The 14599-nt window shown below is 51.3% G+C and carries 16 protein-coding genes and 1 riboswitch; all 16 genes read right to left on the bottom strand.

The genetic code is table 11. From position 1 onward, the window contains the following. Positions 1 to 4: 4 nt before the first annotated feature. A complete protein-coding gene (locus AC50Y3_RS11630; protein ID WP_494818916.1) occupies positions 5 to 532 on the bottom strand; it encodes a redoxin domain-containing protein in 528 nt (175 codons plus the stop codon). Positions 533 to 634: 102 nt separating this feature from the next. Further along, complete coding sequence (locus AC50Y3_RS11625) at positions 635 to 1375, bottom strand: pseudouridine synthase (protein ID WP_090976791.1); 741 nt, start codon at positions 1373 to 1375, stop codon at positions 635 to 637. Positions 1376 to 1496: 121 nt separating this feature from the next. Continuing rightward, positions 1497 to 1985, bottom strand: a complete 489-nt coding sequence (locus AC50Y3_RS11620; protein ID WP_494819229.1) for a spore maturation protein — start codon at positions 1983 to 1985, stop codon at positions 1497 to 1499. Between the two features lie 37 nt (positions 1986 to 2022). After that, on the bottom strand, positions 2023 to 2703 hold the full coding sequence (locus AC50Y3_RS11615) for a nucleoside recognition domain-containing protein (protein ID WP_494818915.1): 681 nt from the start codon (positions 2701 to 2703) through the stop codon (positions 2023 to 2025). Next, the gene (locus tag AC50Y3_RS11610) at positions 2697 to 3905 is read right to left on the bottom strand and encodes a D-alanyl-D-alanine carboxypeptidase family protein (protein ID WP_494818914.1); all 1209 of its coding nucleotides are present in this window, start codon (positions 3903 to 3905) and stop codon (positions 2697 to 2699) included. The genes AC50Y3_RS11615 and AC50Y3_RS11610 overlap by 7 nt, the downstream gene beginning before the upstream one ends. 131 nt (positions 3906 to 4036) lie before the next feature. After that, entirely contained in the window at positions 4037 to 4489 is a 453-nt protein-coding gene (gene ytfJ, locus AC50Y3_RS11605; protein ID WP_494818913.1) for a GerW family sporulation protein, read from the bottom strand. Positions 4490 to 4572: 83 nt separating this feature from the next. Continuing rightward, complete coding sequence (locus AC50Y3_RS11600; RefSeq protein ID WP_494818912.1) at positions 4573 to 5268, bottom strand: DUF2953 domain-containing protein; 696 nt, start codon at positions 5266 to 5268, stop codon at positions 4573 to 4575. A 69-nt stretch (positions 5269 to 5337) separates the two neighbouring features. Then, positions 5338 to 5952, bottom strand: a complete 615-nt coding sequence (gene scpB, locus AC50Y3_RS11595; RefSeq protein ID WP_494818911.1) for an SMC-Scp complex subunit ScpB — start codon at positions 5950 to 5952, stop codon at positions 5338 to 5340. Further along, positions 5921 to 6706 carry a segregation and condensation protein A gene (locus AC50Y3_RS11590; protein ID WP_494818910.1) on the bottom strand — a complete coding sequence of 262 codons (786 nt, stop codon included), beginning with the start codon at positions 6704 to 6706 and terminating at the stop codon, positions 5921 to 5923. The genes scpB and AC50Y3_RS11590 overlap by 32 nt, the downstream gene beginning before the upstream one ends. A gap of 36 nt (positions 6707 to 6742) precedes the next feature. After that, positions 6743 to 7213, bottom strand: coding sequence for a 6,7-dimethyl-8-ribityllumazine synthase (gene ribH / locus AC50Y3_RS11585; protein WP_494818909.1), 471 nt, complete (start codon positions 7211 to 7213; stop codon positions 6743 to 6745). A gap of 56 nt (positions 7214 to 7269) precedes the next feature. Then, positions 7270 to 8496 carry a bifunctional 3,4-dihydroxy-2-butanone-4-phosphate synthase/GTP cyclohydrolase II gene (locus tag AC50Y3_RS11580; protein WP_494818908.1) on the bottom strand — a complete coding sequence of 409 codons (1227 nt, stop codon included), beginning with the start codon at positions 8494 to 8496 and terminating at the stop codon, positions 7270 to 7272. Between the two features lie 35 nt (positions 8497 to 8531). Further along, the gene (gene ribE / locus AC50Y3_RS11575) at positions 8532 to 9221 is read right to left on the bottom strand and encodes a riboflavin synthase (protein ID WP_494818907.1); all 690 of its coding nucleotides are present in this window, start codon (positions 9219 to 9221) and stop codon (positions 8532 to 8534) included. 20 nt (positions 9222 to 9241) lie between these two features. Next, positions 9242 to 10366: a bifunctional diaminohydroxyphosphoribosylaminopyrimidine deaminase/5-amino-6-(5-phosphoribosylamino)uracil reductase RibD gene (gene ribD, locus AC50Y3_RS11570; RefSeq protein WP_494818906.1), complete on the bottom strand. Its 1125-nt coding sequence runs from the start codon at positions 10364 to 10366 to the stop codon at positions 9242 to 9244. A 150-nt stretch (positions 10367 to 10516) separates the two neighbouring features. Then, a riboswitch (FMN riboswitch) is annotated at positions 10517 to 10720 on the bottom strand. Between the two features lie 231 nt (positions 10721 to 10951). Then, positions 10952 to 11383, bottom strand: a complete 432-nt coding sequence (locus AC50Y3_RS11565; RefSeq protein WP_494818905.1) for a peptidylprolyl isomerase — start codon at positions 11381 to 11383, stop codon at positions 10952 to 10954. Between the two features lie 26 nt (positions 11384 to 11409). Then, positions 11410 to 12741: a diaminopimelate decarboxylase gene (lysA, locus tag AC50Y3_RS11560; RefSeq protein WP_494818904.1), complete on the bottom strand. Its 1332-nt coding sequence runs from the start codon at positions 12739 to 12741 to the stop codon at positions 11410 to 11412. 132 nt (positions 12742 to 12873) lie between these two features. Next, complete coding sequence (locus AC50Y3_RS11555; RefSeq protein ID WP_494819228.1) at positions 12874 to 14460, bottom strand: spore germination protein; 1587 nt, start codon at positions 14458 to 14460, stop codon at positions 12874 to 12876. Positions 14461 to 14599 lie beyond the last annotated feature (139 nt).

Genomic DNA, 14599 nt, shown 5'->3' with positions numbered 1-14599 from the left:
TCGACTAGGACTGAAGCAATTTCTCGATGCGCTTGTCCATGTCCGCTTCCGCCATCGGTCCGACAAAGATGTCTTGAATCGTTCCATCCGGCTTCACAAAGAAGGTAGTGGGATACGACTTCAAACCGTACTTTCGCTGTACGTCATTGTTCTCGTTAAGAAGAATTGAATAGCTGACATCAAACTGCTTTGCAAAATTAGAAACGGTCAATTTGTCCTCGCCAAGATTAATCCCGACAACTTCAAACGGCTTGTCTTTATGCTTAGCGTATTGAGCAACCAAGTCCGGAGTCTCCGTTACACAGCCCGGGCAGTATGTACCCCAGAAATTAATGACAAGCGCTTTGCCTTTGTAGTCTGCGAGCCGGTGTGTTTGGCCGTCCATGCCGAGCAGAGCGAAATCCGGCGGTTTAGAGCCTTTCCGCGGAAGCCCGTCGTGCGAACTAAACAGGGCATTGCCGATCGCATAGCCCCCAAGAAGCAGTACGCCCAGAAAAATAACCAGTTGAATGAGTCTGCGGTTCGATTTCATAAATGTTCGTTAGTCACCGCCCGTTCTTATGCTGCATTTTACTTCAATCGAATACTATCATTATAACGAAAATTCGACGGCAATTGAGGTTGCCGTCGCTCGTTATTTTTGAATTTTATGTGTCTTGACAGCCGCTGCGCGCAGCTCTTGGACCTCTTTAGGTGTTAAATGGCGGAACTTTCCACGCGCCAGTCCATGTAAGCCCAATTCACCGAATCGTACGCGGCGAAGCAGCAATACCGGATGGTTAATGGCATCGAACATCCGACGGACCTGTCTGTTACGGCCCTCGTAGATCGTGATCGTAATCGTCGCCTGATTCTTCTCTGTATTTACATCGTGATACTCTACCTCTGCAGGTGCTGTCATTCCGTCCTCAAGCAGAATGCCCTGCTGCAGCCGCTCCAGCGCCGTGCCATGCGGCACCCCTTTTACAGTGGCCCAATAGGTCTTCGGTACGTGATGGCTTGGATGCGTCAATAAGTTCGCAAACTCGCCGTCATTCGTAAGCAGCAGCAAACCTTCCGTATCATAATCAAGCCGGCCAACAGGATAGACACGCTCTGTTATGCCAGGCAGATAGTCCGCCACAATCTTACGTCCCTGCGGGTCACTCGCACTTGTAATGACGCCTTTGGGCTTATGAAGCATTAAGTAAAGCTTGCTTTCACTCTGGATTCTGCGGCCCTTAACCGTAATGATATCAACGGCCGGGTCTGCTTTGACCCCCAGTGTGGTAACTGTCTCCTCATTGACCTGTACTTGACCGGACAAAATGAGCTCCTCGCATTTGCGGCGTGATGCGACGCCCGCCTGCGCTAAAATCTTCTGTAAACGTTCCAATGATTTCACCTCACCCACCATCATACCCTAAAAGACAGGTGGAAAGAAAGTGGACAAGAAATAAGCCCACGAGAGCGATGCACCGTAAGTGCCGCACTCCTATGGGCTTTATCCGGACAAGTTAGCCAAATACCATTATACATATAATAATAGCAGCGAAGAACCCTACGAAATCTGAAAATAAACCAACTTTAAGCGCATATTTACTGCGCCTGATGCCTACTGCTCCAAAATAAACCGTGAGCACGTATAGCGTCGTATCCGTACTGCCTTGAATCGTTGACGATATTCGTCCAATCATGGAATCGGGTCCGTACGTTTTAATAAGCTCCGTCGTGAAAGCCAGCGAGCCTGCTCCGGTAAGCGGCCTGAGCAGCCCAAGCGGCAATACCTCACTTGGTATGCCTAAGCCATCGAACAAAGGCCGTATCAGCGCAGCCATCATGTCCATCGCGCCTGATGCTCGGAACATACTGATCGCCACCATCATACCGACCAAATGCGGAATTATGTTTATGGCCGTACCGAAACCATCCTTAGCGCCTTCAATAAACGTTTCATACACCGGCACGCGTTTAAAAGCGGCATAGAGCGGGATAAACACGATCATGAACGGGATGATCCAGGCAGAGATGGCCGTTATCCATTCATACAACGGCCTCACCCTTTCCTTGTCCGTCTGCGGTTAGCGACTCCACGCTTCGAGGAGGTGCCCCCGTTCCATCACGACTTGTCCAGCGGGGCGGCTTATTGCGATATCGTTTCCGATACCAGCGGTCGGCAACAATGGCTGCGGCTGTCGCGATTAAAGTAGCGGCTAACGTCGTCCCCACAATCTCCGCGGGATGCGCTGAGCTGTACGTCATGCGAATGGCGATCAGCGTTGTAGGTACCAGCGTAATGCTGGAGGTATTGAGCGCAAGCAACGTACACATGGCTGCGGATGCAGTCTCTTTGTCCGGATTCAGCTTCTGAAGCTCCTGCATCGCCTTGATTCCCATTGGTGTTGCCGCATTGCCAAGCCCAAGTATGTTTGCACTCATGTTGCTCATTATGTAACCGAGGGCCGGGTGACCCTTCGGCACGTCTGGGAATAGAAACCGGACAACCGGCTGCAGCAAGGCAGCAATTTTGCGGAGCAGACCGGCATCCTCGCCAATACGCATGAGCCCCAGCCAGAATACCATAACGCTGATGAGCCCGAAGCTGACTGTGACTCCGCTCTTCGCCCCTTCGAACGCGGCCTCGGTCAAGGCTTCCATTCGACCATTCACAATTGCTGCAATGAAGCTGACCGCAATAAAGAAAAGCCAAATGAAATTTACCATCCCCCGGCCTCCTTCCCTCCAAACAAAGTCGATAGCGTGACAGTCAGCGCCCGGCGGAAGGAAGCAGACGATAATCCGCCATAGGCTGATTCCGATTCATCACCGATTACCCAAGCCGGTTTCTCCGGCAGTTTAATGCGCTGACTCTGAGGATCAAACACCGGGGTCGAGCCGATTCTCTCCTCACCGACAAACCATTCCAGCTTTCCGCGCTCACCAAGTTTATACGCTGTAGAGTTCGCATCAATTAACGTCAGCTTCGAGCGAAGCTGCTGTTGCTCACCGTCAGCGAACGGATAGAGGAGCGTTCGTCCGACTGCAAGCGGATACCCGTTGATCGACTGGCCTTTATGCGTCACTTCGGTTAAGTGGAAATTGTCAAATCCGAAGTCGAGCAGCTTTCGGTGATCCTGCCAGTCATCACCATCATTTAAGGTGACGGCGACAAGCTGCTGGCCATTGCGCGTAGCGGAGCTGACTAAAGTACGAAGCGATTTCTTCGTATAGCCCGTTTTAACCCCGTCTGCCCCTTCGTACATCGACAGCATTTTATTTTTATTCCGCCATAGGTAGTCCCAGCTATCGTTTGGATTCGGAGCCTTCTTCTCCTTTGTCTTCACGATTTCTTTGAACACCGGGTTCTTCAAGGCGTAGGCAGTGAGCTTGGCTAAATCGTTCGCAGATGAATAGTGTCCCTCGGCATCCAGACCGCTCGGATTCATGAACTGGGAATTAGACAGGCCGAGCATTTGCGCCTTTTCATTCATCATATGGACGAAACCTTCCTCCGTACCGCCGACATGCTCTGCAATGGCTGTTGCTGCATCATTGCCGGATCGAAGCATCAGTCCGTAAAGCATATTTTGCAAGCTCATTTCCTCACCGCGCTGCAAATAGATGGACGACCCTTCTTTCCCTGCCGCCCGTATACTCGTCTTCACTTTATCCGTGAGCTTGCCGTGCTCGATGGCTACAATCGCTGTCATGATTTTCGTTAAGCTTGCAATAAGCATGGGCTTGTCCCCGTTATAGCTGTAAAGAATACGCCCTGACTCCACATCGATCAGCGCAGCGCCTTTGGCATGAGTCGAAACGGTCTGTTTCGGAGCAGCGGCAGCTGTCGTTATTCCGGACAGGGAAAGTAAAGCCGCGGTTGCAAGCAGGATCAGTTTGTACCATTTTCGGGTGAATCTCGACCTCATACACTTCCTCCTTCGAAACTGGCGGGCAAGAACATGGTCTTGTACCAGTATATGAACCGGTCCATGAGATATACTACCAAGCCCGTCCTGAAAAAAAAGAAACCGCCCCGCAGGGACGGTTCCATATGCAATTAGTGGCCATCCATACTTTCGATGAGGACTGATTCCAGCCCGCTGTCACTGCTTGTCGTTCCTTTTTTGAACATACTCTGGATTTTCTCGAACACTTGCGGCGCAGAATCAATGACCTTTTCCATCAAATGAGTCTGATTATCCAGCGGTACAATGCGTACCCCCTGCGTGCCTACGACAAGGAAAGCGATTGGCGTTATGGATACCCCGCCGCCGCTTCCGCCGCCAAATGGCAATTGCACGGCCGCGTTATGCGCTTCTCCGTGCTTATGCTCGTCGAACCGGATATCACTGCCCCCCGCGACAAAGCCGAAGCCCACTTTCGATATCGGCATGATGACGCTGCCGTCCGGAGTTTGGACAGGATCTCCAACGATGGTATTTACATCCACCATTTCCTTAATATTTTCCATTGCTGTCTGCATTAACCCTTGTATCGGATGGTCTGTCATCTCAAAAAAGTCCTCCTTGGTTCAAAGTCGGTAGCTGCACCTTGCCGTTCATATCGTTCCCCCGCAGAAGGAGCATTATGTAATCAGCCGCGAAGCAGAATACGCTGTAAGCCGAGCAAGCCGCCCGGAAGTCCGTGTGCTTTCTTAATCCGAACGAATAACCGCACAATGGCAAAAATCGCATAACCGAACGGCACCTTTGCCGTAAATTGGCCCTCCGTTGAGAAATGCGGTTTCTGGTACACCGGTTCAACCACAAAGCTCGGTTCCGCGGTTAACCGAACCAGCTGCGATAAGACGCCAATTGTCGTTGTCTTCACCGACCAGACCATGCCGGTCAGCATGGCCGTCCACATGGCGTCATCCGTGCCAACCGCAGTCCGCCATTGCCATTCTGTCAGTCTGACATGTCCTAGCGTGATGCGAACCCAGCCGAGCATGTCGTCCGTATGCTTAAGCAGCAAATACGCTTTGTCGATGGAACTCATAATCGAATTCGCATTCACTTTGTTCATTTTGGCATCCAGATCAACCCCGCCTGCGTTCTCCGCTGTCATTTCCTGTTTCAATTCGATGCTCATCCCTTTGAATTTCACAATCGGCAGCTGCCAATGATAATGGATCAAACCGAAAAGTGCCCGAATGCGCAATTCCGCATCATCATCGCTGCCGATCCGTTTCATATGGCCGCGAATCACAACGGGAGACGATAGCGCAATGATCAAGAGCAAAAAAAAGAGACCTGTCCCGATCATCCATCCGAGCGGGTAGCCTAACATGGCGTTTCCCCCGTTTCCCTTAATTGGTCGGATATAGTATGACCTAGCGGACAAATCTCATTCTTGTTTCTAGCTTTCTTCTATTGGAGTAGGCATTTCTTCGAGCGTCATTTGACGGCCTTCCAGCCTTTCGAACAGCGCTTGCGTCTGCTCGTCCAAGGAATCGTCGATCACTGCCGAAGGCTCCGGCAGCGCATCAAGACCTGCCAGTCCGAAATAATCGAGGAACGACTTCGTCGTTCCATACAGAATCGGTCTGCCGATTTGCTCGGCGCGGCCGATCTCTTCGATTAAGTCCTTGTTCACCAGTGAAGCAATGGCCCGGTCGCTCTTCACGCCGCGGATTTCCTCAATATCTACTCGCGTTATCGGTTGTCTGTAAGCCACGATAGATAATGTCTCAAGCGCCGCCTGCGACAAACTGGAACGAGTCGGCGAATAAGCCATTCGCTCGAAATAGGCTGCATGCGCAGGGTTGGTCGTAAGCCGATAGGCACCGGCTACGAAGGAAACCTGAATGCCGCGCTTCTTGCTTTTCAAATCCTTCGTAAGATCTTTCGCGATGTCTGCCGCCACAGCTGCATCCAGCTCTAGAATTTCTGATAGCTGCTTTGTCGTCAGCCCTTCATCCCCGGCCATGAACAGCAGACCCTCAATAATCGACTTCAGTTTCGAGAAATCCACCTTCGACTGCTTCTCCTCTCCAATGCACGACGATATCATCAAACAGGCTGTGCTGATAACAACGAATATGCTTCATTTTCATCAGCTCAAGAAGCGCCAGGAAGGTAACGACTACCTCGTGCCGGCTCATATCGTCACGGATCAGCTTAGAGAAGCGGACCGTTTCGAATTCGCGGAGCACCTCGATAATATCGCGTATACGGTCTTTGACCGAAATTTCGTCTCGCTGAATGGTCGCGATGACATTGCGTCTTGCCGCTTTGCGGAGCGCTTTCTGAAAGGCTGCGATGAGATCGCCGACATTCAGTCCTTTGACCGGATTCTCCGGAATAGCCTTCATGAAAGGCGTCAAATCCTCCGGCTCCTTCGTGTAGACAAGACTCCGCTCGAATTCTTGTTCGCGGAGCTGCTCGGCGATTTGCTTATACTTCCGGTATTCCACCAGCTTCGCGATGAGCTCATCACGAGGATCAAGCCCGTCATCGGGCCACTCGTCGTCAAAGTCGTCGTGATCGATGACCGGCGGTTTCGGCAGCAGCTGTTTGCTTTTGATGGAAAGCAGCGTGGCCGCCATGACGAGAAATTCGCTCGTGACCTCCAGCTCCAGCTCTTGCATCGCATTCAAGTAGTCCATATATTGATCCGTTATTTCGCTGATGGACACCTCGTGAATGTCGATTTCCGCTTTATCGATGAGATGAAGCAGAAGATCGAGCGGTCCTTCGAACGATTCCAGCTTATACGTCACCGCCATGGTGAAAGCCAACTCCTACACTATTCTCGTCTTAGCCTAGCCTTGCAGCACTTTAGTCAGGTTCGCCATTTCGATGGCCGTAACCGCGGCTTCCCAGCCCTTATTGCCGGCTTTCGTACCTGCACGTTCAATGGCTTGTTCAATCGAGTCTACCGTCAATACGCCGAAGATCGTTGGAACGCCGGTTTTCAGTGCGATTGCGGAAACGCCTTTAGCCGCTTCGTTACATACGTAATCGAAGTGAGGTGTTGACCCCCGAATAACGGCACCAAGCGTGATAACAGCGTCGTATTTGCCGCTCTCGGCCATCTTTTGCGCGATAAGCGGAATTTCGAATGCCCCCGGTACCCAAGCTACATCCACTTCACTGTCCGCAGCGCCGTGACGTTTGAATGCATCGAGTGCTCCGCCTAGCAGCTTGCTGGAAATAAACTCGTTAAAACGTCCTACAACTACACCATATCGCATTCCCTCAGAAATTAAATGTCCTTCAAAAACTTGCGGCATTGATTATTCATCCTCTCGGTTTTCCTTGTTAGCAAGGTTAGTTAGTTTGTTGTGATTTATTGTGGCAATTCATCAAAATTCAGCAAATGGCCGAGCTTTGACTTTTTGGTGTGCAAATAGCTGTTGTTGTCTTCGTTCGCGTCCATTTGAATCGGAACACGTTCGACCACTTCAATCCCGTAGCCTTCCAAACCGCGAATTTTGCGCGGATTGTTCGTCAGAAGACGCATCTTGCGGATACCGAGATCTTTAAGAATCTGAGCTCCGATGCCGTATTCGCGCAAGTCCGGGGCAAAGCCCAGTTTAATATTCGCGTCGACGGTATCTAATCCCTGCTCCTGCAGCTGATAGGCTTTCAATTTGTTGATCAAGCCAATACCGCGGCCTTCTTGGCGCATATAAAGCAGTACGCCATTGCCGGCTTCGTTGATTTGACGCAGTGCCGCTTCAAGCTGAGGACCGCAGTCGCAACGATGTGAATGAAACACATCGCCGGTTAAACATTCGGAGTGAACACGTACAAGCGTTGGCTGGGCCGGATCGATTTCGCCTTTAACCAGGGCAACATGCTCCTTGTTATCTACTTCGTTCGTGTAGGCAACTGCGCGGAACACGCCGTAATCCGTTGGCATCTTCACATCCACGACACGTTCAACCAGCTTTTCTTTCTCATTGCGGTAGTGGATCAGCGACTGAATGGAAATCAGTTTCAAATTGTGTTTCGCTTTGAATTCGATAAGATCCGGCAGGCGAGCCATGGAGCCGTCTTCTTTAATAATCTCACAGATGACTGCTGCGGGTTTGGAACCGCACATACGAGCCAAATCGATTGCCGCTTCCGTATGACCGGCACGGCGCAGTACGCCGCCCTTCTTCGCAATAAGAGGGAAAATATGACCCGGGCGTCTGAAATCGTCTGCTTTCGCGCCGGAATCGTCCATCAGCGCTTGAATGGTTTGCGAACGCTCATAGGCTGAAATGCCAGTTGTCGTTGAAGCATGGTCAACAGAAACCGTGAAGGCCGTCCCGTGATAGTCCGTGTTACGCTGCACCATCGGCGGAAGATCCAGCTCCTCGGCGCGTTCAGCTGTAATTGGTACGCATACGAGTCCGCGGGCTTCCGTAATCATAAAGTTGATAATCTCGGGAGTTGCTTTACTGGCAAGTGCAATTAGATCGCCTTCGTTCTCTCGGTCTTCGTCATCCGTGACAATAATCGCTTTGCCTAAGATCAAATCATAAATGGCTTCCTCGATTGTATCAAATGGGGGGGTACTCATCATTTCTCACTCTCCTTATCAAGGCTGTCTGTCTCTATTTACATAAAACCGTTCTCTGCCAGAAAAGCTGCCGTTATGCTGCTCTTCGGCTCCGAAGCTTTGTTGTTGCCTCTTGCGTCCGTTTGTGGACGTTCGCCTTTAAAATGAAGCAGATGATCGACATACTTGCCCAGCACGTCGCATTCTACATTGATTACACTGCCGGCTTGCTTCAGTTGCAGCGCGGTCTCGCGAAGCGTGTGCGGAATGATGGAGACGGAGAAGCTGTCTGTGCTCGCAGTCACTACCGTCAAGCTGATGCCATCAAGCGTAATGGAGCCTTGAGGAACGACATAGCGCATAAGTCCGGAATCATGGGGACGGATTGTAAACACAACCGCGTTCACATTATTCTCTCGGCTAAGCACTTCGCCTGTCCCATCAACATGCCCCTGTACAATATGACCGCCGAAACGACCGCCTGCCTGCATAGCCCGCTCCAGATTGACACGCTCGCCAGGTCTTATATCCTTTAGATTCGTGTGCCGGAACGTCTGCGGCATGACGTCTGCAGTGAATATAGTGGTACTGAGCTCCGTGACCGTCAAACATACGCCATTGACGGAAATACTGTCGCCGATGGCGGCGTCCTTCAGGATGCGAGGGGCTTCGATCGTCAGAACCATCGCTTCCCCCTGCTTATGGGTCTTCTTAAGCGTGCCGACTTCTTCAATAAGTCCCGTGAACAACGTTCTCTCCCCCTCTCCCTTTAGTTTGCACGTTCTTCATTTCCATTGCGCAGATAGCCACTGATCAGAACATCGTCTCCGACTCGTTCCATGGCCATCTCCTCCAAGCTAATGGCATCGGACATTTTGTCAAAGCCTTCGAATTGGAAGACGCCCGGTGCGCCGGAGCCGCCAATAAGCTTCGGTGCAATAAACAGAAGCAGCTTATCGATTAACCCAAGCTCCAGCATAGCCCCGTTCAGCTTGCCGCCGCCTTCCAGCAGGATGGAGCCGATCTCTAGTTCACCCAGCTTACGCATGGCAAGCTTGAGATCTACTCGGCCTCCGCTTCCGCAGCGGATCACTTCAACGCCCGCTTCTGTGAGTGAGGCTTCTTTTACCGGATCAGCACCTTCAGTCGTAAGCACAATGACACGTGAGGAGCGATCTTGAATCACTCTTGCCCCAAGCGGCAGTCGAAGCGTTGAATCCACTATGATGCGAGCAGGATGTACGGCAGGCACGGTCAGACGAGTCGTAAGCTCAGGATCGTCGGCCAGCGCCGTCTCGACGCCGACCATAATGCCCATGTGCCGATGCCGCAGCGTATGTGTCAGCTCTCTGGCCCCCGCACCGCTGACGTATCTGCTGTCGCCGGTCTTGGCCGCCAGCTTCCCATCCAAGGTCATCGCCGATTTCATGGTGACAAACGGGAGCCGAGTGACGATAAATTTATTAAACATTTCATTCATGCGTGTAGATTCTGCGCCGAGAATGCCAACCTCTACCTCAATCCCCGCCTGCTGCAGTTTCGCAATTCCTCGGCCTGCAACCTGCGGATTCGGATCAGTGCACGCTACGACTACTCTTGCAACATTAGCTGCAATCAATCGGTCGCAGCATGGCGGTGTTCGGCCATGATGGCTGCACGGCTCCAGTGTTACGTATGCGGTCGCACCTTCTGCTTGATCTCCGGCCATGTTGAGTGCATGCACTTCTGCATGACCCTCGCCTCGCCGAAGATGAGCGCCAAGTCCAACGATACGTCCATCCTTGACGATCACACAGCCGACAACCGGATTAATATCCGTCTGCCCTTGTGCTTTTGACGCCATATCCAGTGCAAGCCGCATATACATTTCGACGTTCAATACTGCGATTGACATAAAAAAATCACCCCTTGGCAGTCGGCCAACGGGGTGATGGGTTGAAAAAACCATAAAGGGACGTATTCGAAGACACATTCAAACAAACTCATCAACATTGTGAAAAAAAGAACAAAGTTGGCGAGAAATGAAAAAATGGAATTCGCGTACAGTCTCCTTCTCCCATCCAGACTTTACTGTCGGTCCCGGATTTACACCAGGTCCACCGTTTCACATGCCCCATGCCACTCGGCGTCTGGAACAATGTGACCCGGGTCACGGACTGACAAAGTTATCGGCTGCCATTCGATTATCGAGCAGCACAGCCCTTTGATCACCGCCGGTTGGGAATTTCACCCTACCCCGAAGGAAAAACGCAAATACTTTGTAGAAATGTTACCACTTCACCATGGAAATTGCAACTTGTTTCCGCCACGTGTTTCTTATAAGAGTTGGCAGCTCCTATTTTCCATGTTTTCGTTTCCGGCTAAATGCTTGATTAAAGCTCGTTTTCGTTTTCGACGTAACCTCTACAGGTGCGGAAACAAAAAAAAAGGAGTTGCCCCTGCCATCATCAGATGACACAACGGACAACCCCTTCACTTCTTACACTTCTACGATTTCAACCTTGCTCATTTTGTCGCGGCCTTTGAAAGCATCGACATGCTCCATGCCTTTGGACACCTTACCGAATACAGTATGTCCACCGTCAAGGTGCGGCTGTGGCTGGTACGCGATGTAGAACTGGCTTCCGCCAGTGTTACGGCCCGCATGCGCCATAGCGAGCGTTCCACGCTCATGTTTGTTCGGATTGATTTCGCAATCGATTTGGTAGCCTGGGCCGCCAGTGCCCGTGCCGTTCGGGCATCCGCCTTGAGCGACGAAGCCCGGGATTACGCGGTGAAACGTCAAACCGTTGTAGAAGCCTTCGTTTGTCAGCTTCTCAAAGTTTGCTACCGTTCTCGGTGCGTCCTTCTCGAACAGGTCAATATGAACCTCTGCACCGTTTTCCATCGTGATTTTTGCTTGTTTTGCCATTGTATTGCTGCCTCCTCAAAACCCTATTATTTAGCTGCCGACGTTTGCTGCATACGCGCAGGAATGACGTCATTGCCGATAATATCGTCAAGCGATTCCCGTTTGACAGCTACGTCAGCTGCACCGTCTTTTACAAAGACGACTGCTGGGCGGCGAATGCGATTGTAGTTACTCGCCATAGCATAATTGTACGCGCCTGTGCAGAATACAGCAAGTAAGTCACCGCTATTCGCTTTAGGAAGCTCCAAATCGATGATCAATTTGTCGCCGCTCTCGCAGCATTTCCCTGCAACTGTAACCGTTTCTTCGAGGGCATCATTGGCACGGTTAGCTAGAACCGCTTCGTATTTGGACTCATACAGCGCAGGGCGCGGATTGTCTGTCATACCGCCATCGACGGCAATGTACTTGCGTACGCCAGGGATATCTTTGCTTGTCCCAACCGTATACAGCGTCGTACCTGCATCGCCAACCATACTGCGGCCGGGCTCAACCCAGATCTCAGGAAGCGGATAACCGGCTTCCGAGAAGTTCGTTTTGATGGAATCCGTAATAGCATTCACGTATTGCGAAATCGGTAGCGGAGTATCGCCTTCGACATAGCGGATACCGAAGCCGCCGCCAAGGTTGATGACGCGGAACGTGATGTTCAGCTCTTCGCGCACTTTCACAGCGAAGCCGGCAACTTTATCAACCGCCATCGTAAAACCTTCAACCTCGAATATTTGCGAGCCGATGTGGGAGTGAACGCCAAGCAGCTCCAGGTTAGGCTGCGCGTCAGCTTCTTGAATGGCTTTGTAAGCTGTGCCGTTACCAAGGTCGAAGCCGAATTTGGAATCGGTTTGGCCTGTGGTGATATATTCATGTGTATGTGCTTCAACACCTGGTGTAATACGAAGCAATACGTTTACTTTCTTGCCTTTGTCGCCTGCCAAAGCGTTAAGCAGGTACAATTCGTTAAAGTTATCGACTACGAAGCAGCCGATGTTCGCATCAAGCGCCATGTTGATCTCTTCCGGCGTTTTGTTGTTGCCGTGGAAGTGGATGCGCGCAGCAGGGAAACCTGCTTTAATCGCTGTATACAGCTCGCCGTCGGAAACAACGTCCAGCGACAGACCTTCTTGTTCAGCGATCGTGCACATAGCCATTACGCTGAATGCTTTACTTGCGTAGGCCACTTGGAATTTAAGGCCTGAAGCGCGGAAAGATTCGACGTACTCACGAGCTCTCTGACGAACGAGCGCCTCGTCGACAATATAAAGGGGTGTTCCGAATTGTGCGGCCAAATCAGCCGTATCGCAGCCGCCGATTTCCAGATGGCCTTGTGCATTAATTTTGCTAGTACCGTGTAAGTACATGTAGTTCTCCTCCGTTTTCTCCCATGAAATTCCCAATGATTATGTTTGCACCATTTAACATCAGTATAGCGTATTCGGTCAATGGCCGAAATGGATAAATCCACATTTGATTTGCATTTTTTGCAAAAGCACTCAGCGATGCTTGCCAGTAGGCATCCGATCCCGCTGCTGCGGCTTCAGCAAATTCGGCCTTGTCCGGTTCGAAAGCACCGGCACGCGGATGATTATACTCATCAATCCCTTGGCGTCAAACGGGATAAGCGGCCACATATAGGGTCTGTTGAAGGAACGACTCAGGACCAGCATAATAAATGTGACTGTCGTTGCGATCATAAATCCCGGCACCTTGAATATCGCAACGGCGACGATAAGAAGCAGCCTGATTATTCGGTTGGCAAGGCCTAGCTCATAACTTGGCGTCGCAAACATTCCGATCGAGGCAATCGCCATATACAAAACGACCTCGTTGACGAACAATCCCGTCTTGACCGCGATATCGCCGATCAAGATAGCCGCAATCAACGACATCGCCGTAGCAAGCGGCGTAGGCGTATGAATGGATGCCATTCGCATCAAATCGACCCCGACCTCAGCGAGCAGAAATTGGGCGACCATCGGCAGTTTCCCCGGCTTCTGCGCCCCGATGAAATCAAGCGCCGGCGGCTTAAGCTCCGGCTTGAGCGTGAAGAGGAACCACAAGGGAAGCAGGAACAAAGAGGCTGCAATCCCGAAGAAACGGACCCAGCGCAAATAGGTGCCGATAAACGGCGTTTGCCGATTCTCTTCCGCATGCTGTACGAGATCAAAGAATGTCGTGGGCAAAATCATAACGCTCGGCGTTGTATCCACAAACAGCGCGATATGCCCCTCCATCAGATGGACGGCTACCGTATCCGGACGCTCCGAATAACGGACGAGCGGGAACGGGTTCCAGCCCCGCTTCACTGTGGCCTCCTCCAGCTGCTTATCGGCAAGCGGCAAGCCATCGATCTTGATGTTTTTGATTTTATCCTTGATGGACTCGAGCATCTCTTTATCGACTATATCGTCGATGTACGCGATACAAACATCGGTCTGCGTTCGTTCCCCGACACGCATAATCTCATAGCGCAGCTTCTTATCCCGCAGACGTCGACGGACAAGCGTCACATTGACGAGCATGGTCTCGACGAATCCATCCCTTGCTCCACGGACGACCCGCTCTAAGGAAGGCTCCTCGGGATTTCGCGCCGGGAAAGCTTTCGCATCGATGAGCAGCACGGTCAGTTGACCTTCGATATACATCGCAGTTCCGCCTGCGAGTACATTGTTCAACATCAATTCCCAGTCATTCTCCTGTGCCACCTGTACGGCAGACACATAGAGATCGAGAAAATCATGCAGTACATCTGTGGAGAGGTCCTCCGACTCTAAGTAAGTCAACCGCTTAATAACTTCCGTCAGCACCGTATCCTTCGCAAAGCCATTCAGGAAGAAGAAGGCGGTTCGTTTGTTGCCGAAGGTCATCTCACGGACAACAATATCGAAGCTCATCTTATAGCCAACCTCATCCTCCAGCTTCTGCAGGAAATCCTCCATCTTCAGAGGAATCGGAACTTTGGGCTTCTCGGTCTGCGACTTCAGCCGTTTGCGATGACTGATAATCGGCTGATCTTCTTCTGCAAACGGAGGCTCAGAAAACTGTATCCCCTCCCCATCCCCACCCTCATCCTGATGCATTTCGGCGCCGGTACCCGATTCCCCCCTCGCCTTTTCTTCCTCCTCATTTTCTTTCAATTTGCCTTCACTGTCATACCAGAAAACATGAACGGGCTTCTTGAAGCCTGAACCCGTTTGTTCTTCATTGTCGCCAGTCTCA

Source organism: Paenibacillus sp. J22R98, assembly GCF_059383835.1.
The sequence above is the reverse complement of the archived record's forward strand: the minus strand, read 5'-3'. Positions and strand labels throughout refer to the sequence as shown.

Bases quoted from the DNA above. Each gene is read 5' to 3' on its own strand.
- AC50Y3_RS11630 (WP_494818916.1), bottom strand. From the start codon at position 532: ATGAAATCGAACCGCAGACTCATTCAACTGGTTATTTTTCTGGGCGTA.
- AC50Y3_RS11620 (WP_494819229.1), bottom strand. From the start codon at position 1,985: ATGATCGTGTTTATCCCGCTCTATGCCGCTTTTAAACGCGTGCCGGTG.
- AC50Y3_RS11615 (WP_494818915.1), bottom strand. From the start codon at position 2,703: ATGGTAAATTTCATTTGGCTTTTCTTTATTGCGGTCAGCTTCATTGCA.
- AC50Y3_RS11610 (WP_494818914.1), bottom strand. From the start codon at position 3,905: ATGAGGTCGAGATTCACCCGAAAATGGTACAAACTGATCCTGCTTGCA.
- ytfJ (WP_494818913.1), bottom strand. From the start codon at position 4,489: ATGACAGACCATCCGATACAAGGGTTAATGCAGACAGCAATGGAAAAT.
- AC50Y3_RS11600 (WP_494818912.1), bottom strand. From the start codon at position 5,268: ATGTTAGGCTACCCGCTCGGATGGATGATCGGGACAGGTCTCTTTTTT.
- AC50Y3_RS11590 (WP_494818910.1), bottom strand. From the start codon at position 6,706: ATGGCGGTGACGTATAAGCTGGAATCGTTCGAAGGACCGCTCGATCTT.
- ribH (WP_494818909.1), bottom strand. From the start codon at position 7,213: ATGCCGCAAGTTTTTGAAGGACATTTAATTTCTGAGGGAATGCGATAT.
- AC50Y3_RS11580 (WP_494818908.1), bottom strand. From the start codon at position 8,496: ATGATGAGTACCCCCCCATTTGATACAATCGAGGAAGCCATTTATGAT.
- ribD (WP_494818906.1), bottom strand. From the start codon at position 10,366: ATGTCAATCGCAGTATTGAACGTCGAAATGTATATGCGGCTTGCACTG.
- AC50Y3_RS11565 (WP_494818905.1), bottom strand. From the start codon at position 11,383: ATGGCAAAACAAGCAAAAATCACGATGGAAAACGGTGCAGAGGTTCAT.
- lysA (WP_494818904.1), bottom strand. From the start codon at position 12,741: ATGTACTTACACGGTACTAGCAAAATTAATGCACAAGGCCATCTGGAA.
- AC50Y3_RS11555 (WP_494819228.1), bottom strand. From the start codon at position 14,460: ATGCATCAGGATGAGGGTGGGGATGGGGAGGGGATACAGTTTTCTGAG.